This window comes from Flavobacterium sp. FG19 (assembly GCF_057809475.1).
In genome coordinates this window covers 1-18,583 of sequence record NZ_JBMDKA010000025.1, presented here as the reverse complement: position 1 = coordinate 18,583, position 18,583 = coordinate 1, and the positions used below count along the sequence as shown (strand labels likewise).

21 protein-coding genes are annotated in these 18,583 nt (G+C 35.7%); 9 read left to right on the top strand and 12 right to left on the bottom strand.

All coding sequences use genetic code 11. The features are described 5' to 3' along the window. Positions 1–56: 56 nt before the first annotated feature. The 3 genes from ACODST_RS21230 to ACODST_RS21220 form a co-directional block, all read right to left on the bottom strand. On the bottom strand, positions 57–770 hold the full coding sequence (locus ACODST_RS21230; protein ID WP_488934092.1) for a hypothetical protein: 714 nt from the start codon (positions 768–770) through the stop codon (positions 57–59). Beyond that, entirely contained in the window at positions 757–1,317 is a 561-nt protein-coding gene (locus ACODST_RS21225; RefSeq protein WP_488934091.1) for an RNA polymerase sigma factor, read from the bottom strand. Before ACODST_RS21225 ends, ACODST_RS21230 begins: the two co-directional genes overlap by 14 nt. A 200-nt stretch (positions 1,318–1,517) precedes the next feature. Then, entirely contained in the window at positions 1,518–2,495 is a 978-nt protein-coding gene (locus ACODST_RS21220) for a polyprenyl synthetase family protein (protein WP_488934090.1), read from the bottom strand. Between the two features lie 160 nt (positions 2,496–2,655). Between ACODST_RS21220 and ACODST_RS21215 the strand changes: the two genes are divergently transcribed. After that, positions 2,656–3,516: a hypothetical protein gene (locus ACODST_RS21215; RefSeq protein WP_488934089.1), complete on the top strand. Its 861-nt coding sequence runs from the start codon at positions 2,656–2,658 to the stop codon at positions 3,514–3,516. A 124-nt stretch (positions 3,517–3,640) separates the two neighbouring features. Here ACODST_RS21215 and rlmN read toward each other — a convergent pair whose 3' ends face one another. Continuing rightward, positions 3,641–4,684, bottom strand: a complete 1,044-nt coding sequence (gene rlmN / locus ACODST_RS21210) for a dual-specificity RNA methyltransferase RlmN (protein ID WP_488934088.1) — start codon at positions 4,682–4,684, stop codon at positions 3,641–3,643. A 415-nt stretch (positions 4,685–5,099) separates the two neighbouring features. On the opposite strand from rlmN, the gene ACODST_RS21205 reads away from it, so the two are divergent. The 7 genes from ACODST_RS21205 to ACODST_RS21175 all read left to right on the top strand — a co-directional run bounded on the left by ACODST_RS21205 (position 5,100) and on the right by ACODST_RS21175 (position 10,640). Next, complete coding sequence (locus ACODST_RS21205; protein ID WP_488934087.1) at positions 5,100–5,660, top strand: YceI family protein; 561 nt, start codon at positions 5,100–5,102, stop codon at positions 5,658–5,660. Between the two features lie 301 nt (positions 5,661–5,961). Beyond that, positions 5,962–6,531 carry a YceI family protein gene (locus ACODST_RS21200; RefSeq protein ID WP_488934086.1) on the top strand — a complete coding sequence of 190 codons (570 nt, stop codon included), beginning with the start codon at positions 5,962–5,964 and terminating at the stop codon, positions 6,529–6,531. A gap of 5 nt (positions 6,532–6,536) precedes the next feature. Next, positions 6,537–7,985 (top strand): hypothetical protein, encoded by a 1,449-nt coding sequence (locus ACODST_RS21195; RefSeq protein ID WP_488934085.1) that lies wholly within the window; start codon positions 6,537–6,539, stop codon positions 7,983–7,985. A 10-nt stretch (positions 7,986–7,995) separates the two neighbouring features. Then, entirely contained in the window at positions 7,996–8,547 is a 552-nt protein-coding gene (locus ACODST_RS21190) for a hypothetical protein (RefSeq protein ID WP_488934084.1), read from the top strand. Between the two features lie 199 nt (positions 8,548–8,746). Then, the gene (locus tag ACODST_RS21185; protein ID WP_488934083.1) at positions 8,747–9,112 is read left to right on the top strand and encodes a hypothetical protein; all 366 of its coding nucleotides are present in this window, start codon (positions 8,747–8,749) and stop codon (positions 9,110–9,112) included. 111 nt (positions 9,113–9,223) lie between these two features. Continuing rightward, positions 9,224–9,865, top strand: coding sequence for an O-methyltransferase (locus ACODST_RS21180; RefSeq protein WP_488934082.1), 642 nt, complete (start codon positions 9,224–9,226; stop codon positions 9,863–9,865). A 52-nt stretch (positions 9,866–9,917) separates the two neighbouring features. Continuing rightward, positions 9,918–10,640 carry a phytanoyl-CoA dioxygenase family protein gene (locus tag ACODST_RS21175; protein WP_488934081.1) on the top strand — a complete coding sequence of 241 codons (723 nt, stop codon included), beginning with the start codon at positions 9,918–9,920 and terminating at the stop codon, positions 10,638–10,640. Positions 10,641–10,728: 88 nt separating this feature from the next. Here the strand turns inward: ACODST_RS21175 and ACODST_RS21170 are convergent, their stop codons facing one another. From ACODST_RS21170 to ACODST_RS21135, 8 genes are all read right to left on the bottom strand, one after another. Further along, complete coding sequence (locus tag ACODST_RS21170) at positions 10,729–11,292, bottom strand: phosphatase PAP2 family protein (RefSeq protein ID WP_488934080.1); 564 nt, start codon at positions 11,290–11,292, stop codon at positions 10,729–10,731. Between the two features lies 1 nt (position 11,293). Next, positions 11,294–11,647 (bottom strand): Sec-independent protein translocase subunit TatA/TatB, encoded by a 354-nt coding sequence (locus ACODST_RS21165; RefSeq protein ID WP_488934079.1) that lies wholly within the window; start codon positions 11,645–11,647, stop codon positions 11,294–11,296. Between the two features lie 106 nt (positions 11,648–11,753). Continuing rightward, a complete protein-coding gene (locus tag ACODST_RS21160) occupies positions 11,754–13,991 on the bottom strand; it encodes a M1 family metallopeptidase (RefSeq protein ID WP_488934078.1) in 2,238 nt (745 codons plus the stop codon). Positions 13,992–14,057: 66 nt separating this feature from the next. Beyond that, the gene (locus ACODST_RS21155) at positions 14,058–14,561 is read right to left on the bottom strand and encodes a DUF6702 family protein (RefSeq protein ID WP_488934077.1); all 504 of its coding nucleotides are present in this window, start codon (positions 14,559–14,561) and stop codon (positions 14,058–14,060) included. Further along, a complete protein-coding gene (gene bamP / locus ACODST_RS21150) occupies positions 14,561–15,313 on the bottom strand; it encodes a BamP family beta-barrel-assembly machinery protein (protein ID WP_488934076.1) in 753 nt (250 codons plus the stop codon). Before bamP ends, ACODST_RS21155 begins: the two co-directional genes overlap by 1 nt. Further along, positions 15,303–15,947, bottom strand: a complete 645-nt coding sequence (locus ACODST_RS21145; protein ID WP_488934169.1) for a carboxypeptidase-like regulatory domain-containing protein — start codon at positions 15,945–15,947, stop codon at positions 15,303–15,305. The genes bamP and ACODST_RS21145 overlap by 11 nt, the downstream gene beginning before the upstream one ends. A gap of 67 nt (positions 15,948–16,014) precedes the next feature. After that, a complete protein-coding gene (locus ACODST_RS21140) occupies positions 16,015–16,779 on the bottom strand; it encodes a carboxypeptidase-like regulatory domain-containing protein (RefSeq protein WP_488934075.1) in 765 nt (254 codons plus the stop codon). Further along, on the bottom strand, positions 16,766–17,533 hold the full coding sequence (locus ACODST_RS21135; protein ID WP_488934074.1) for a carboxypeptidase-like regulatory domain-containing protein: 768 nt from the start codon (positions 17,531–17,533) through the stop codon (positions 16,766–16,768). The genes ACODST_RS21140 and ACODST_RS21135 overlap by 14 nt, the downstream gene beginning before the upstream one ends. A 167-nt stretch (positions 17,534–17,700) precedes the next feature. Here ACODST_RS21135 and pepE point away from each other — a divergent pair, with 167 nt between their 5' ends. After that, complete coding sequence (gene pepE / locus ACODST_RS21130; protein ID WP_488934073.1) at positions 17,701–18,408, top strand: dipeptidase PepE; 708 nt, start codon at positions 17,701–17,703, stop codon at positions 18,406–18,408. Positions 18,409–18,583 lie beyond the last annotated feature (175 nt).

Here is an 18,583-nt window from a genome sequence, read left to right as displayed (position 1 = left end):
TTGATGATTTTTAATATTAAATTGTTATTGCCATTGTTATTGTTATTGAAAAAAACCTATTCCTGCTGGTTTCGGTTAGCCAGCGCCACCTTAACAGTCTGGTAATTTTTATTGACTTTGGTAATTACTTTTTCACGAAAAGAAAGCTCCAGCTCACCGTCGACCTGATTAAGCAGATCCGACGCATTGATTTTTACTTTTGTTTTTTTTACCGGATTTTCTGCCAGAACCTTATGCTCTGCCGTTTCCAATAACTGGTCAATATTTTCTTTCCCGGTATTTTCGGCCATTACAGCCTGATTGTTGTTGATTGATTGTTTTTCCTGATTGTTGATGATGATTGAAGACTCCGCTATTTGATCTGATTCATTTTTTAGGTTTTTATCTGATTTTAGGTTAAAATTATTTTCTGGTTTCTGAGACTTTTGCCCTGAAGGTTTTTCTGCAATTACTGTTTCGGTCTTAACGGAATCATCATTATCTAAAACCGGTTTCATCACTGAATCGGTTTTGGCATTTTCTTCCACTACTACACTTTTTGTTACATCGACCTTTTCTTTTTCTTTCTCCTGATTAAAAAAGAAGGTTCCAGCCAGTAAAAACCCGGCCATACTGGCAGCGATATACAGCCATTTTCTTTTCTTTTTTGGTTTCTTTTCTTCAGCGATGCTTAACATGGCATCCAATCGGTCCCAGGCTTTATCGCTTGGTTCCATTCTGCGCTCATTTAGCTTTTCACGGAAATCCTTTTCAAAATTATTCGGTTCCATTATCTTGTTTTTTTAAAATAGTAATTTGTGTCTGCAGCATTTTTCTGGCGTGCGATAACTGCGATTTTGATGTTCCTTCATTAATCCCTAGCATTTTGGCAATTTCATTGTGTTTATACCCTTCGATTGCATATAAATTGAATACCATTTTATATCCGTCCGGCAGGGCATCAATTAAAAACTGAATCTGTTCGACCGTAAACTGGCTGTCTATTTCGTTGAAACTTTCCTCTATGAAAAACTCCTCTTCGGCAAATTTGACTTTCTTCTGAACTCTTAAATACGATATGCATTCGTTTACCATAATCCGGCGGATCCAGCCTTCAAAACTGCCTTTATGCTCAAAGTTTTTCAAATTAGTAAACACTTTCATGAAAGCGGTGATCATGACATCTTCTGCCAGCTGAATGTCCTTTATATACTGTCGGCATACACTTAACATCTTTGAGGAATATTTCCCGTAAATCTGCTGCTGTGCCTGTCGGTTATTTTCGACAGCCAGCTTTATGATTTTGGTTTCTTCCTGATGTAAATGAATAATTTTCATTAATAAGCTTTTCAGTTTTTGGTTTTAGAAACAGAGTTCTATCAGCATAGACGATTGTCAATTTGAAATGGTTGCATGAGGTATGAAATTTTTCAATAAAAAAAAATCAAATCCTAACAAAACAAAAATAGACAACTGATTTACAACAAAGTAAACCAATTATCTAATTAATAAATTTTCTGATTTTCTAATTAAAGAAATTATTTTTTTCTTTCAATAACGTAGTTTACCATTAAGGTAAGTGCTGCTTTGAATTCAGAATTGGGGTAATTTTCTAAAAGGGAAAGTGCTTCCTGCTGGAATTCGACCATTTTATTTTCGGCGTAAGCCAGACCATTATTATCTTTTACAAAGGCAATAACTTCTTTCACCCGTTTTTTGTCTTTGTTGTGATTCTTGATGGAGTTGATCAGCCACTTTTTTTCCTGCGGGGTACAGGTATTTAAAACATGAATTAAAGGCAGGGTCATTTTTTGCTCTTTAATATCGATTCCGGTTGGTTTACCGATAGCTTCTTCGCTGTAATCAAACAAATCGTCCTTGATCTGAAAAGCCATTCCGATCAGCTCGCCAAATTTTCGCATATTCTCCACCTGAATTTCATCTTCGATTACAGCTTTTGCACCAAGGGCACAGCAGGCTGCAATAAGGGTTGCTGTTTTTTTGCGGATAATTTCATAATAAACATCTTCTGTAATATCAAGTCGGCGGGCTTTTTCGATCTGAAGCAGTTCCCCTTCACTCATTTCCCGAACCGCTACTGAAATGATGCGGAGTAAATCAAAATCACCGTTATCAATTGACAATAACAATCCTTTGGAAAGCAGATAATCCCCGACTAAAACAGCAATTTTATTTTTCCAGAGTGCATTGATCGAAAAGAAACCACGGCGGCGGTTACTGTCATCCACAACATCATCGTGAACCAGAGTCGCTGTATGAATCAGTTCAATAACTGAAGCCCCGCGATACGTTCTTTCGTTTACAGTGCCGCCGGAAACCATTTTGGCCGTCAGAAATACAAACATCGGACGCATTTGTTTTCCTTTTCGGTTTACGATATAATAAGTAATCCGGTTCAGTAGCGCAACCTTTGAAGTCATCGATTCATGAAACTTTTTTTCAAAAAGTTCCATCTCTGTTAGAATGGGCTGTTTTATTTGTGAAGTAATATTCATTTCGATTCCAAATATACTATTTTAAATAAAAAAACGTTGTCTATTTTATGTTAGTATATCAACAATTTCAATACTAATCAAAAAAACAATCCAAAAACACCTCAATCTAATACTAATTTGAATTCATTAATTAAAAGTAAAACCAAGAAAACTATTTATTATGAAAACAAAATTTTTATTGATGGGAATATGCATCGCTTTATCATTATTTATAAGCTGTAATTCTGATGAAAGCACAAATGACGGGACTAGTAAAGTAATTACAAATGATGAAATAGCAGCCAATGCCAAAATTGATGCTTCTATAGATGATGTCACCAATATTGCCGAAGACCAGTTTAATTCACAATTAAATATAAACAGCAAACACAGCGGCCCAATTAAAAACTTTTTGCCAAGCTGTGCTGTTATTACAACCGTTCTTACTAATAATACTTTTACAAAAACAGTAGATTTTGGTGTTGACGGCTGTACACTTGATAACGGGAATACGGTAAAAGGCAAAATGGTCATTTCATTTTCCAATGATTTTTCGGCTTCTACTCAAAACATCAGCTACACTTTTGATGGCTTTTATCATAATGGTAAAAAACTACAGGGAAGCAAAAGTATTGTAAGAACTGTAAAAGCAACGGATTTACAGGCAGAAGCACATCCGGTATCAACAGCAGCAATTGATTTGACTATTACTTTTGATGACGGAAGTACGTATATCAGAAAAGGATCTTTGGTAAAAGAAATGACAGAAGGTTATGATACCTGGTTTAACTGGGAAGACAATGTGTTTGTTGTGACCGGAAGCGGAACGACAACTTTACCTAACGGAGATACTTATTCAGCTGAGATTACTACGTCTTTGGAATTTAAAGCCTCCTGCCGAAAATCATTTGCGGTTAAAGGAGTCGTATCGGTTACCAAAAACGGGGCTTCGGCTACGATTGATTATGGCAATGGAGATTGCGACACTTTGGCTTCTGTAACCAAAGACGGTGTAACGGAAGAAATTGACCTGAAAAAATAAAATCCCCTTTTTGCCCAAAAAAAGCATTAAGAACAAGATTCACCCTTGTTTTTAATGCTTTTTTGCTTATCAGTGTTTTTGATCCAATATCCCTGCAGGACATTGTGTACGGTATATCTTTTTTTTATCCTTCTTTATTAGCTAATTGGCCACAGGCAGCATCAATGTCTTTTCCGCGGCTTCTTCGCACTTTAACGACTACACCTATATTTTCCAGTGCTTTGATATAAGCCATAATAGATTCTTCTGAAGCCTGCTGAAACTCACCATCATCAATTGGATTGTATTCAATTAAATTGACTTTACAGGGAACATATTTACAAAACTTCACTAATGCATCTACAGAAGCCTTATCGTCATTAATTCCTTTCCAGACTACATATTCATAGGAAATTTTGCTTTTGGTTTTTCGGTACCAGTATTCCAGTGCTTCCCTCAAATCCTTTAAAGGAAAGTTTTTACTGAAGGGCATAATCTTCGCACGGGTTTCGTCGATAGCAGAATGCAAAGAAACAGCCAGTCTAAATTTTACGTCATCATCGGCCATTTTTTTAATCATTTTTGGAATTCCGGATGTTGAAAGGGTAATTCGTTTTGGAGACATTCCCAATCCTTCCGGTGAAGTAATCATATCGATCGCTTTAATGACATTATTGTAATTCATTAAAGGCTCTCCCATTCCCATAAAAACAATATTAGAAAGCGGGTGGTTGTAATACAAACGGCTTTCTTTATCAATGGACATGATCTGATCGTATATTTCTCCCGGTTCGAGATTTCGCATACGTTTTAATCTTGCCGTAGCACAAAAATTACAATCCAGACTACAGCCCACCTGACTGGAAACGCAGGCAGTTGTTCTTGTATCAGTAGGAATTAAAACAGATTCTACCACCAGACCGTCGTGCAGGCGTACGGCATTTTTAACCGTTCCGTCTTCACTGCGCTGCATGGTATCGACTTTAATGTGATTGATCACAAAATTTTCTTCAAGCATAGACCTTGTTGATTTGGCAACATTGGTCATATCATCAAAACTATGCGCTCCCTTGTTCCAAAGCCATTCATAAACCTGGTTGCCGCGAAAAGCTTTGTCGTTGTTTGCGACAAAAAAATCACGTAACTGATCTTTTGATAAGGCTCTTATATCTTTTTTCTCAATTTGCATGCTGCAAAGTTAATCACTTTTGTCATTTTTTTTGCCTTTTAGATACATTCTTAAGTTTTCGGCATAAAATCAAAAAAAAACTCCGGTCATTAAAAATTTCTGTCTGGGTTTATAAACAGGCATTCAGTAGTATTTCATAAAAAATTAGGATCTATCAGATTAAACACTTTACAATCAAAACATTAAAATATTGATAATAAAATACTTAATCTAAAAATTTCTTTCTCAAAAACTAAAATTCAGCTTCGGGTCTGTTCTGACACTCCTTACTATATTAATTTAATAAAATTTTGGCTATGATTTTTATCATTTCTTATGCTCTAAGTAGGTGATAATTTTGGTCTAAGAAAAAAGGTCAGTTCATAACCACATCAAAGAACTTTCCTAATTAAAATTAACCTATACATTATCAAAAATGAAAACAATTAAATCAATCCTATTAACAGTGATTTTCACAACCCTGTCATTACAAATAAATGCTCAAAGAACATATACTGTAGATTCAAAATCAACTTTTGAAGTTGCCGGGACTTCCACTGTACATGACTGGGTAATGAGATCTACAGAAGGAACCGGTATCGCAAACTTAACTGTAAAAGACTCTAAACTTGCCGGTATAAACAGCCTAACCATTACTCTTCTTGCAGAGAGCTTAAAAAGCTACAAATCAAGTATGGATAAAGTTGCCTATGAAGCTTTGGATACCGAAACTCATCAAAATATTCAATATGTTTTGAAATCTGCGACTAAAGTAGATGACACCACCTGGAACTTAACCGGAACCTATACCATTGCGGGTGTCAGTAAAGAATACGAGACTCAGGTAAAAGTTACCTCGTCAAACGGAACCTTTATTCTTCAGGGATCTAACCAAATCACTTTTGGCGATTTCGAAATGACTCCTCCAAAAGCAGCTCTTGGTGTGGTAAAAGCAGGAAAAGACCTAACCGTCATTTTCAACATTATTCTAAGCTAAACAGGTTTATCTCCTTGAAATTATAAATAAAATACGTTCTTCAAAATTACTTCACAGACTCCCTCAAATAACAATTTGATAAAAATCAAGAGTCATTTTTAACACTATGACTGATTTACATAAAAATGAAAACGTTGTAGTTATTAAATATCAATTTAATAAAATTTTAACAATGATTTTTATCATGTATTAAACTGATTTATAGGGGGATCTTTGATACAAGTTAAAACAACATAATCAGCACTAAGTTAAAACAGGCCTAACATTAACTTAATTTTTTTTAAACAAAAACATGACAAAAATGAAAACCAGTACAATAAAACTTTTCGCAGCTGTCATAGCATTTTTCGGAATTACCTCCATTGCTACAGCACAAAAATCATACACTTTAGACAGCAAATCTACTTTCTCAGTTGCCGGAACTTCGACACTGCACGACTGGGAAATGAAATCGGCCTCCGGAACCGGAACTGCCAATTTCACGATTGCCAACTCTAAACTAACCGATATAGAAGCATTAACAATCAACCTTCCGGCAGAAACCATAAAAAGTGAGAAAAAAAGCATGGATAAGGTAGCTTACGAGACTTTAAAAACAGATAAAAACAAAACCATTAAATACGTACTGAAATCTGCCGAAAAAGTAAACGAAACAAGCTGGGAGCTAACCGGAACTTATACTATTGCCGGAGTAAGCAAAGTGTACAAAACTACTGTAAAAACAACGGTTACCAAAGACGGACTGAATCTGCAGGGAACCAACAAAATCACTTTTACAGAGTTTGGAATGAAGTCTCCAACAGCGATGCTGGGCACTATTAAAACCGGACAGGATTTAACTATAAAATTTAACCTAAACTTTAATCTATAACCGCCATGAAAAAGATTTATGTATTATGCATTACTTTAATCAGCACATTTGCTGTCAATGCACAAGTTAGTTTTGGAAACATGCAAAACCAAATCTCCAGAGGGAAAGACGGTATCAATGTTTTCGACGTACAAAAAGATACCAGAGAATTTAAAGGCCTCAGCATTGACCTGGGAGGTGCTTTCAATATGGATTTCCAGGCAACAAATTCATTCAACGACCAGCCTGCCAGTTCTACGACTACGACTACTACAGCTGCCGGAACTACTGTCAGATCTATTACAGGATATCGTTTAATGAATACGGAAAACAATTTTACGCTTCCTGGAGCTGACATGTATCTTGGAGCTCAATTGTTTGACGGAGTAAGAGTAAACTTAGATATTTATTTAGCTTCAAGACACCACAATGATTCTTATGTAAAAGGTGGGTACTTGCAAATTGACAAGTTAGACTTCATCAAAAAAGACTTCCTGGCTGATGTAATGAAATATGCTACCATTAAAATTGGACAGATGGAGAACAATTTTGGTGATGCCCACTTCAGAGGTTCTGATAATGGTAATACAATCCGAAATGCCTTTGTTGGAAACAATATCATGTATTCTTTTACAACAGAAATGGGTATGGAGGTTTACTACAACAGAAATGGACTGGTAAGTATGTTAGGGGTTACCAATGGTAATTTAAATCAAAGTAATGAAGAAGTTTTCTACACTACCGGACCAAACACCAATACAACACACAGCCCTTCAATCTTAGCTAAACTGGGTTATGACAAACAGCTTAATGAAGATTTAAGAGTGAGATTAACGGGTTCTCTTTATCATAATGCCAATCTTGGAAACGCAAACATCTATTCTGCTAACAGATCAGGATTTGGTTATTGGGGTATTCTGAATAATAATGCCTATAAAAATACGATCACTAAGACAGATACCAACGGGAATGTTACTACAACTGTTAATGATGTTGCCACTACTTTTAGTAAAACATCTACTCCGGAAGCAACATACAATCCTAATTTCAAAAACTGGGCTACTACCTACATGATTAACCCATTTGTGAAGTATAAAGGACTTGAATTCTTCGGAACAATTGAATTAGCTTCAGGAGGAGATAAAGCTGGTACTGACGACAAACGTACTGCTAATCAATATGCTTCAGAGCTTATTTACAGATTTGGAAACAGTGAACAATTCTATATTGGAGGAAAATACAATACCGTATCCGGAAAATTATCTAATGCCGATGCTAAAAAGGTTACCGTAGATAAATTTGAAGCTAGTGCCGGCTGGTTCATGACTAAAAACATCTTAGCTAAACTAAACTACGTTAATCAACAATATAAAGATTATTCACAATTTACAGGAGATCCTGCTACTGGAAACCTAAACAACTTTTACGGTGGTAAATTTGAAGGTTTAGTATTCGAAGCAACCATTGCGTTCTAATAAAAAAAAAATGAAAACGAGATTTGTTATCTTAATTATGGGTTTAGTAATATTCTTTTTATTAGGAAGTGCTAAACCCACTTTTTTAGCAGAAGATACTGCTCTGGTAATAAATAAAATAAAAATAGAAATTACCGGAATATCTACTGTGGGCAAATACAATTGCTCTAATACCTTTTCTACAAAAGATACGGTATATATAAATTCCGTTAAAAAGAGTGCTTTTAACACTGATATTAAAATGTCCAACTTTGACTGCGGAAATAAAATTATGACCAAAGATTTACAGGGAACTGTAAAAGTGAAACAATTTCCAAACAGCACCGTGTGCATCAGCGATGTAAAACAAAACGGAAAAAACTACAAATGCAGACTTAATTTTTACATAACCGACAAAACATTAAAATACAAAGATTTCATTCTGTACAATACCGATGATAAAATTCAGGGAACCCTTAATTTAAAGTTTTCTGATATCGAACTGGAACCGCCTGTAAAGATGGCCGGTTTAATTAAGGTAAAAGATGATATTATTATCAACTTCAGTCTTTACAAAGACTAACCTGTTTTTCTGAAAATCCTGATTTCTTTGATTTATTTTTTTTCTGCAGTTTTTCTAAAATGAAAATTTTGGCACAAGAATTGTCTTGCACTTTTCAGAAAAAATAATCTTACAAAGCGCGCACTAATTTTAAAATTTGTATTTTTATTATTCCACTTTATAACCTTTTAAATTTTATAACCTAAAAAGACAAATTATTATGAAAAAACAAATTTTAAGTTTAGCTGTGGTTGCTTTATTAGCATTAGGTGTTCAATCCTGCGACAAAAAAGAAACAAAACCTGCAGATGAAGAATTAACTCTTGGCAACAAAGTTGATTCTCTGACAACTGATATCGAAGAAGTAAAAGACAGCGCTGTAAGCAAAGCAGAGAATGCAGCCGTAAAAGCAAAAGATGCTACTCAAAATGCTGTTCAGGATGTAAAAGATGCTTCTAAAAAAGCGGCTGAAGATGTAAAAGACGCTACTAAAAAAGGAGCTGAAAAAATTGAAAACGCTGCCAAAGCTGCCAAAGACGGAACGGTAAAAACAGCTAAAGACGTCAATGAAGCTTTGAAAAAATAATTTTCATTCAACCTAAATTCAAAACCATTCGTAAACACGGATGGTTTTTTTATGCCGGATAACCTCCGGATATTTTTTTGTATTTTTGTATCCAATTACAACTACTACAAAATGCATTTTATATCACAGGAATTAGAAGACTATATCGAACAGCATTCTGAAAACGAACCGGAACTGCTGGCGAAACTTAATAAAGAAACCTACCAGAAAATACTTTTGCCCCGAATGCTGAGCGGACATTTTCAGGGCCGCGTTTTAAGCATGCTCTCCAAATTAATCCGTCCGGTAAATATTTTGGAAATTGGGACTTACACCGGTTATGCGGCGCTTTGTTTATGTGAAGGAATGCAGGAGAACGGACAGCTGCATACTATTGATATCAAAGAAGAATTAGTCGATTTCCAGAGAAAATATTTTGATGCTTCTCCCTGGGGAAATCAGATTTTTCAGCATTTAGGTGAAGCCATTGACATTATTCCCTCATTAGACATCAAATTTGACCTTGTATTTATTGATGCCGATAAGGAAAATTACCTCAATTACTGGGAGCAGATTGTTCCAAAAATGAACAAAGGCGGAATCATTTTATCTGATAATGTATTATGGAGCGGGAAAATCCTGGAGCCGGTTCATCCTAATGACACCAGTACCAAAGTACTTTTAGAATACAACCTGCATTTAAAAAACGACCCAAGAGTAGAAACCGTTTTACTGCCTATCCGAGACGGATTGACGGTAAGCAGGGTTTTATAAAGCAACCCAACCCCAGGCCAACCTGAGACTATAGTATAAAGACTTTAAAAACATGAATTACAGTACCGAAATAAACGCGGAAGGTTTTGCTATTATAAACCATGTTTATTCTGAAAATGAAGTAGAAAAACTGATTTCATTAATTGAAAAAGCAACCGAAAAAGATTCGGACAATGCCGTTTTCAGAAAATCTCAGGATTTATTTGCAATCAGACAATTTCATAAAGAGATCCCGGAAACCTTAGAACATATTTTCAATCAAAATTTAAAAGAAATCATAGCGCTGAATTTTGGAAAAGGCTATTTTATAACCAAATCCATTTATTTTGATAAACCTGAAAAATCAAACTGGTTTGTCGCTTACCATCAGGATTTAACGATATCTGTGGACAAAAAAACAGATGCAGAAAATTTTGAGAACTGGACTGTCAAACAAAATCAGTTCGCAGTACAGCCCCCTAAAGAAATTTTAGAAGACAACTTTACTGTCAGAATTCATATTGACAAAACCACGAAAAAGAATGGCGCTTTAAAAGTCATCAACAATTCGCATTCCAAAGGAATTCTGAGAATCGAAAATCTGGATTTTGAAACCGAAAAAGAAACAATCTGCGAAGTAGAAAAAGGCGGTATTATGATCATGAAACCTTTGTTATTTCATGCTTCCAATAAAACTACCAACAACGAACGAAGAAGAGTAATTCATATTGAATTCAGCAGACAACAGCTTCCGGGAGGTCTGGAATGGAGTGAAAAAACGATTTTGAAGAACTAACTTAAAACAAATAAGGCTTTAACCAAACGGATTAAAGCCTTATTTGTTTTTATATATAAAGCAGGAGATTCCTCTAAACATCTAAAAATTATCCCGGAAAATATTGTGGTTTTAATCTTCGGTACGCCAGATAAATAAGGAATCCGAAAAGAGCTCCAAAACAATATCCGGCCAATATATCACCCGGATAATGCAGACCTAAATAAATGCGGCTGTAAGCAAAAATAAGAGGCCATAAAAACAGGAAGCCCAGATATTTAAAATAACGTTTTAAAACCAGATACAGGAAAGTGGCTACTGCCATTGTATTGGCCGCATGTCCGGAGAAAAAACTAAATGATTTTCTAACCTGAACAATTCTTATTATAGAACTCAGATCAGGATTGTTACATGGTCGTAACCGCTGGAAAGTATGTTTAAATAAATTACAGGTCTGATCCGTAAAAGCAATTAAAACGGCTATAAAAAGCAGTAAATACAAAGTCTGTTTTCCGCCTATTTTTTTATAAATAAGATAAAACAACAGCAAAAAGAAGGGAGTCCAGTACAGCTGATTGGTAATAATCAGCCAGAATTTATCGTATGTTTCAGAACCTAATCCGTTTAAATATACCAATAAACTGATATCTAATTCTTTTATTTTTTCAAGCATATTATCTCTGACGTTTTATGGGCCCTGAAAGTGAATCTATATCTTCTTTTACTTTGTCAATTTCAGCAGTTGTATCACTAATATCAAGTAAATTATTCGTGTCACCTAATAAATTAGATTTTGCGTTGTGAATCTCGGCGTTAATATTCCCTGTCAGATTATTCAAAGATTTTGCATCAAGACCATTTGCCTCCGCTCCTTTTTGAATTTCGCTTTTAATATCGTTAGTTGCATTTTTTAACTGAGCCATAGCTTTCCCCATAGTACGTGCAATTTCCGGAACTTTATCTGAACCAAAAAGCATTAGTACTATAAACAGTATGAAAACTAATTCTCCTCCTCCTATACCGAACATATCTTTTATTTTTGATGTGCCACAAAGATATTAAATTTTGAAGCGCACAGTTTTAAAATTTACTTAAAAAAAAAAAGACTCTTTGCAGAGTCTTTTAAGTGTTTCCTTAGTCAAATTTGGATTTTTGTTCCACTTTTGGCCATGAATTATTCGTTACATCAATATCAGCCGTCAATAATTTCGGGTCGATTTGTATGCTTTTTATAGCTTTTGCAGTAGCATAAACTTTTTTAGCCGTCTCGTTACTTTTTCTCCAGATCTGAGCCGGATACTGATAATTCTCTTTGGTACCGTCTTCATAAGTAATTTCAACGAGAATAGGCATAATCATTCCGCCTGGCTTATTAAATTCAACCTCATAGAAGTATTTAGGTGATTTAATACCCGCTTTTTCTTCAGCTGTAAAAGTCTGGTCAACATAATCTGCAAGCGGTTTTACATCTTCCAGTTTTAACTCTTTTTTCTTAGCAGCATTCACTTCCGGATTATCTCCTGCCACTAAGTAAACAAAAGGACCTTTTTCGTATCCAAAACGGCCTTTTCTTACTTTTACGTCTTTAAGATCTGCTGTCGGGGTATCCGAAACATAATATTGCTTTACTTCTTTGATTCCGATATCTACAAAATCAGTTGAATAAAACCATCCTCTGAAAAACCAGTCCAAATCTACCGCAGAAGCATCTTCCATCGTTCTGAAGAAATCTTCAGGAGTAGGGTGTTTAAATTTCCATCGGTTGGCGTAGGTTCTGAAGGCATAATCAAACAAATCTTTTCCCATAACTACTTCTCTTAAAATATTCAAACCTGTAGCCGGTTTTCCGTAAGCATTATTTCCAAACTGATGAATTGTTTCAGAATTAGACATAATAGGTTCTAAGAACTTTTGATCGCCGCTCATATAGGGAACAATATTTTTAGCTGGTCCGCGTCTTGAAGGGAAAGTCGAATCCCATTCCTGTTCTGCCAGATACTCTAAAAAGGAATTCAGCCCTTCGTCCATCCAGGTCCATTGACGCTCATCAGAGTTTACAATCATAGGAAAGAAAGTATGTCCCACTTCATGGATAATAACCCCGATCATTCCGTTTTTAACCTCTTTACTTGTCACGCCGTTTTCATCCGGACGTCCGTAATTCCAACAAATCATTGGATATTCCATCCCCTGATCTTCAGCCGAAACGGATACTGCTTTTGGATACGGATAATCGAAAGTATGGGAAGAATAGCTTTTTAAAGTATGCGCCACAACTCTGGTAGAGGTTTCTCCCCAAAGCGGGTTAGATTCTTTTGGGTAAACAGATTCCGCCATAACGGTTCTGTTCCCTATTTTCACAGCCATTGCATCGTAAATGAATTTTCTCGAAGAAGCAATTCCAAAATCACGTACATTTTTTGCGCTAAATTTCCATGTTTTTTTCTTTTCGGAAAAACCTTTCTCTGCTGCTTCTGCTTCTGCCTGTGTTACAATTACAACCGGATTATCAAATGATTTCTGAGCCTGTTCGTAACGTTTCACCTGTTCAGCTGTAAAGACTTCGCTTCTGTTTGTTAATTCTCCCGTTGCATCTACAACATGGTCAGCAGGAACAGTAATGTTTACGTCAAAATTTCCAAAAGGAAGGGCAAACTCACCGCTTCCCCAAAACTGCATATTCTGCCATCCTTCTACATCATTATACACTGCCATTCTAGGATAGAACTGCGCAATTACATATAATTTATTACCATCTTTTTCGAAAAATTCATAACCTGAACGTCCGCCTTCTTTTCTGTAATTATTGATATTGTACCACCATTTTACAGAAAATGAAATTTTTTCTCCCGGTTTTAAAGGTGAGGCCAGATTAATACGCATCATCGTTTCGTTGATGGTATACGAAAGCGGATTTCCTTTAGCATCTTTTACCTGTTCGATATTAAACCCGCGTTCTAAATCTTTCTTAAGGTATTTAGACGAAAAACCTTCGAGTGGCAAAACCTGATTGATTTTTTCTCCTTCTGCCAAAACCGACTGTCCGTTTGCTCTTGCCTGATTCTGATCAAGCTGAACCCATAAATATTCTAAACTATCAGGAGAATTATTAGAATAGGTAATAGTTTCAAAACCGCTGAGTTTTGAATTTTTATCATCCAATTCAATGTCAATTTTATAATCGGCCTGCTGCTGGTAATAAGCAGGTCCCGGAGCTCCTGAAGCAGTACGAAACATATTAGGCGTAGCCAGCAGATCATACATCTGACTGAACTTATTGGTATCGTATTTCCCCTGCTGTCTGGGTGTAGCTGTTTTTTCCTGAGCAATTAATATGGCAGGAAAAAGTAATAATAACGAAAGCTTTTTCATAAAATTTTACTGGTAATTTTGTCAGTGTGTGAAAATAGTAATTAATCTTATAATCTAACCCATTAATTAATACTTTAACAATTCTTTCCTTGACGATTCTGTAAAAAGAACACTTCTTTTGGTACCAAATGCTGAAATATGTGTAATATTCTGCTGTTCAGAATTCCAGTCAACAAGTATCGTATTGGATATTTCAATGGTTTTAAATTTGTCAATATCTTTTATTCGGGAGTAACAAACCAAAACATCACCTTCTACTTCTTTAGACAAAAAAGTAATGGGCTTTAACTGCCCATTTATCTTAATACTAAAATTTTCGGAAAGATATTTTTTTAATAAATCCACATCGGCAGGAGTTTCCCTCTCTGTGCCTGCAAATGTTTTTTTGTGGTATTTTTTTTCAAGCCCGTTGTTCAGGTCATCAATAAAAATACGTGAGGTAATCTGAATCATTTTCTTCTCGGCGGCATACTCCACCTGAAAAACCCCCACATAAAATTTATGGAACGCAAAAGCCGAAAGGGAAATAAATAATATCCCGATCAAAGGATAAATAAATCGTTTTTTCATTATTGGGAAGCTTTCACTTTTTTAAACTCATTGTTTTTATTGATCAAAAAATCAATCAGCTCAAATTTCTGATCTTCATTAAGATGTCTTTTTGACTCAGGATCATTAGAGCAGTACATCAAAAACAAATCAATTTCATCTTTTTTCAGCCCTAAAGTCTGTGTAAAGAAATCCGGTTTGAAATTTGCTTTAGAATACTCCACAAAAGCGATATCCGAAATAACTTCTTCTTTTACTTCATCGTCTTTAGAAAGCAGTTTTTTAACGTCCTTAAAAATTCGGACAAAATCCATTCCGTATTTAATGGTCTGATCGGAATACATTACCGTATTTTTTGCTGTTGACTGTTTATCGTCTTCGAACTGCATATCAACATATTTCTGAGTATTACTATCCAGGGATTTTACCTTTAAATCTTTATGAACCAAAACCTCTTTTAATTCATTACTAACTAACTCCAGAGGAACTGAAAAAAGAATCTGTGAACAGTCTTTTTCTGTCAGTACTATTTTTTTGGCCTGAAAAGCCAGTCCGGTAAAAAGCAGTGTATCTTTTGGTTTTGCCAAAATATCAAACAATCCGCCAGGTCCTATAAAAGTTCTGGATTTGGCATTAATATTCATAACATAACCGCTTTCAATATTAAGCGATTTGTTGGTAACCTGACCATGTAATGGCTTCCTTACTTCGTTTTGTCCAGACATTATTTGACAAAATACGCAAACAACGAATACTACTAGTTTATTTTTCATTTTCAAGAATTATTAGATACTTTCGGGCTAAATCTGTTATTAAAAACATACTCATTGTTTTGTTCTTCGTATCCAAAGATACGGCAAATTCGGCATCATCCACACAATACAACTGAAATCCTTTTATGTCATCTGCCGGAATTTTCAATCTGTCAGTATAATAATTCTCATCAAAAAGGTATTCCATCTTTTTAAAAAGCATCTCCTTTTTTTCTACTTTGATCTCTTTTTTGAGCATTGCCGTACGGCCTGAAATCGCATTTAAAACTTTATCCACAGAAGTGGATGTAGCGGTATATACTTTCCTTTCGGCAGGCGTATATGTCTTTTGCCCGCGGGGCACTATTCCTAAATTTTCAGCGGTAATTCCGTAATTATCATTAACTACCACTTCTTTCAATTCAATTTCTTTAGCTGTCATTTTAATTAGCAGGACACTTACATTTAAATCTTCTGCAGAAATACGCCGTTTAAGAGGCTCCAGGTTTACCGCCGAAAAAACCAACACATCTCCTTCTTTAACCGCAATAGCAAACCTTCCGTCGGCATCCGAAACCGTAGAAACCTGTGTCGTATTATTAACAACCGTTACACCGTCAACCGAAGTGGTTTTTTCAAAAATCTGTCCTAACATTTCTTTTGGAGAGGCACTTTGAGCCAGTCCCAGCTGAACAAAAAAGAATAAGAATATATGTAAAGTGTTACTTAATTTCACCTGCAAGTGTTTCTATATATTGCAGAGCCAGCTGATTCATTAACGGCTCCAGTTTTACTTTATTATTTTCTCTCAAAAACCCACAAACCTCCTGATTTTCGACAACATAAAACTTAAATCCCGCAACGTATTCACTTGGGATTTTTAAATAATCAATATAATAACGGTCTTCAAAAAGATACCCTAATTTCTCAATACTGATCTCTTTTCTTTCTAACTCAACAAGCTTTTTTAGTCTGGCTGTCCGCCCATTAATCTTATTGATAACAGGATCTATCTGCATTGAACCTCCCAGCAGACCTAAAAAAGCCGAAGGCTTCAGATCGCCTGCAGCCGCAAGTTTTCTTTCAGCCGCCGTATATGTCTTTTGCCCGTGAGGCACAATTCCTAAATTTTCTGCCGTAATTCCGGCTCCTTCCTTAACAAAGACTTCTTTCAGCCCGATTTCCTTTTCTTTCATTTTAATGACAAGAAAATTTAAATCTTCCGGGGAAACCCGTAATTTATAAGTTTCCAGATTTACTGAAGAAAAAACCAGAACATCACCTGTTTTTGCCTCAATTACAAACTTCCCATCAACATCTGAAACCACAGAAACCTGAGCAGCAGTATTTATAACATTTACCCCCTCAACAGGAGCAGCACTCTCAAAAATCTGTCCTGTTATCTTTTTAAAAACAGCTTCCTGCCCAAAACTCAGCTGAGCAAAAGAAACAAACAGAACACTATTGAAAAGACTACTTAATCTCACCCGCAATCATCTCTTTATACTTTACTGCCAGTTCGCCCAGCAGAAACTCTGTTGATGTTTTATTTTTAGAATTTAAAATATTGGTAAACTGTTTGTTTTCGACCGCATAATACTCAAATCCTTTTACATATTCGGCCGGGATTTTCAGACGGTCAATAAAATGTTCCAGAGTAAACATTTTTTCCAGAAGCCTCATAAAAAACTCTTTCTTTTCTACTTCAACCTCTTTTTTCAGCATAGCAGTCCTGCCGGAAAAAAAATTCAGCAGCGGATCTGCCGAAATAGAACCTCCCACCATACCTCCGGCATTTGCTTCTGCATTTAAAGCCGAAGCCGTATGCAGTTTTCGTTCGGCTTCTGTATACGTTTTCTGGCCTGCCGGAACAATCCCTAAAGCCACTGCATTTATATTGTCATACCGTTTTACAATAACTTCCTGAAGCTGATGCACAATGAGACTTAACCGTACTGTAAAATTCAGGTCGGTAAAACTTTCACAAGTCAGTACAACCCTGTTTTCCTTAAACTGAATAGATGAAAAAACCAGTGTGTCATCAGGCTTCGCTAAAATAGAAAAAGATCCTGATGCATCAGTAGCCGTCATCTCCTCAGTCTGCATATTAACCACATACACTCCTTCCAGATCATGTGTGTTTGCTGCTATTTTTCCGCTTATAAGCGAACGCTCCTGACTTTGAGACCAGGTATTCTGACTCAAAACAGCCACTAAAAAACAAACGATATGCTTTGTCAAAATAAAAAATTTAAGATTTTATTAAAAAGGTAAAAATATCCTAATGTGTTCCAAATTTAGTATTAACGAGTTGGTAAAAATATGTTAATTAAACCCGAATTCATCATTTACGAACCACTGCGCTTTTTTTTAATACCTTTAACCCATTAGAATTTGAGTTTAAAATTATGAAAAGCATTATCATCGCCAGCACCTCTACCCTTCACGGCGGCAGTTATCTGGAGTATTTATTACCCACACTAAAATTACATTTTAAAGACTGCACCACTGTTTTATTCATCCCTTATGCACGTCCCGGAGGTATCTCTCACGACGAATACACAAAAAAAGCAGCTGCGGCCTTTGCTTCCATAAACATTTCCCTTCAGGGAATCCATGAATTTGAAGATCCGCAAAAAGCCATACAAAATGCAGAAGGAATATTTACGGGCGGCGGAAACACATTTCTGTTAGTAACACAGCTTTACAAACACAAAATTATGGAGCTTCTTTCAAAACAGGTAAAAAACGGAACACCCTATTTAGGAACAAGTGCCGGAAGCAATATCTGCGGTTTATCAATGCAGACAACTAACGACATGCCCATTATTTACCCGCCAAGTTTCCAGACCTTAGGATTAATCCCTTTTAATTTAAATCCGCATTATCTGGATGCTGATTTACAATCTAAACATATGGGAGAAACGCGAGAAACAAGAATTAAAGAATTTCATGCATTCAATACTATTCCGGTTTTAGGATTAAGAGAAGGAAGCTGGCTGGATGTAAAAGGAGACAAAATCACTTTGAAAGGAGATTTATCCGCAAGATTATTTAAACAAAATCAAGAAGCTACAGAATTAGAACCTGAAAGTGATTTGAGCGATATAAAATAAAAAATCCAAATTCCAAATTCCAAATTCCAAAATAAAAAAGTAGGTAACTATAAAATTGGAATTTGGAATTTACATTTTGTCTAAAACAAAAAAGCCTCAAACAATGCTTGAGGCTTTAAAAGAGCGAAAGACGAGGCTCGAACTCGCGACAACCAGCTTGGAAGGCTGGAGCTCT

Bases quoted from the DNA above. Each gene is read 5' to 3' on its own strand.
- ACODST_RS21175 (WP_488934081.1), top strand. From the start codon at position 9,918: ATGAATTACAGTACCGAAATAAACGCGGAAGGTTTTGCTATTATAAAC.
- ACODST_RS21225 (WP_488934091.1), bottom strand. From the start codon at position 1,317: ATGAAAATTATTCATTTACATCAGGAAGAAACCAAAATCATAAAGCTG.
- ACODST_RS21200 (WP_488934086.1), top strand. From the start codon at position 5,962: ATGAAAACCAGTACAATAAAACTTTTCGCAGCTGTCATAGCATTTTTC.
- bamP (WP_488934076.1), bottom strand. From the start codon at position 15,313: ATGAAAAATAAACTAGTAGTATTCGTTGTTTGCGTATTTTGTCAAATA.
- ACODST_RS21190 (WP_488934084.1), top strand. From the start codon at position 7,996: ATGAAAACGAGATTTGTTATCTTAATTATGGGTTTAGTAATATTCTTT.
- ACODST_RS21215 (WP_488934089.1), top strand. From the start codon at position 2,656: ATGAAAACAAAATTTTTATTGATGGGAATATGCATCGCTTTATCATTA.
- ACODST_RS21155 (WP_488934077.1), bottom strand. From the start codon at position 14,561: ATGAAAAAACGATTTATTTATCCTTTGATCGGGATATTATTTATTTCC.
- ACODST_RS21220 (WP_488934090.1), bottom strand. From the start codon at position 2,495: ATGAATATTACTTCACAAATAAAACAGCCCATTCTAACAGAGATGGAA.
- ACODST_RS21165 (WP_488934079.1), bottom strand. From the start codon at position 11,647: ATGTTCGGTATAGGAGGAGGAGAATTAGTTTTCATACTGTTTATAGTA.
- ACODST_RS21185 (WP_488934083.1), top strand. From the start codon at position 8,747: ATGAAAAAACAAATTTTAAGTTTAGCTGTGGTTGCTTTATTAGCATTA.
- ACODST_RS21180 (WP_488934082.1), top strand. From the start codon at position 9,224: ATGCATTTTATATCACAGGAATTAGAAGACTATATCGAACAGCATTCT.
- ACODST_RS21205 (WP_488934087.1), top strand. From the start codon at position 5,100: ATGAAAACAATTAAATCAATCCTATTAACAGTGATTTTCACAACCCTG.
- ACODST_RS21170 (WP_488934080.1), bottom strand. From the start codon at position 11,292: ATGCTTGAAAAAATAAAAGAATTAGATATCAGTTTATTGGTATATTTA.
- ACODST_RS21230 (WP_488934092.1), bottom strand. From the start codon at position 770: ATGGAACCGAATAATTTTGAAAAGGATTTCCGTGAAAAGCTAAATGAG.
- ACODST_RS21195 (WP_488934085.1), top strand. From the start codon at position 6,537: ATGAAAAAGATTTATGTATTATGCATTACTTTAATCAGCACATTTGCT.
- pepE (WP_488934073.1), top strand. From the start codon at position 17,701: ATGAAAAGCATTATCATCGCCAGCACCTCTACCCTTCACGGCGGCAGT.
- ACODST_RS21160 (WP_488934078.1), bottom strand. From the start codon at position 13,991: ATGAAAAAGCTTTCGTTATTATTACTTTTTCCTGCCATATTAATTGCT.
- rlmN (WP_488934088.1), bottom strand. From the start codon at position 4,684: ATGCAAATTGAGAAAAAAGATATAAGAGCCTTATCAAAAGATCAGTTA.
- ACODST_RS21145 (WP_488934169.1), bottom strand. From the start codon at position 15,947: ATGTTAGGACAGATTTTTGAAAAAACCACTTCGGTTGACGGTGTAACG.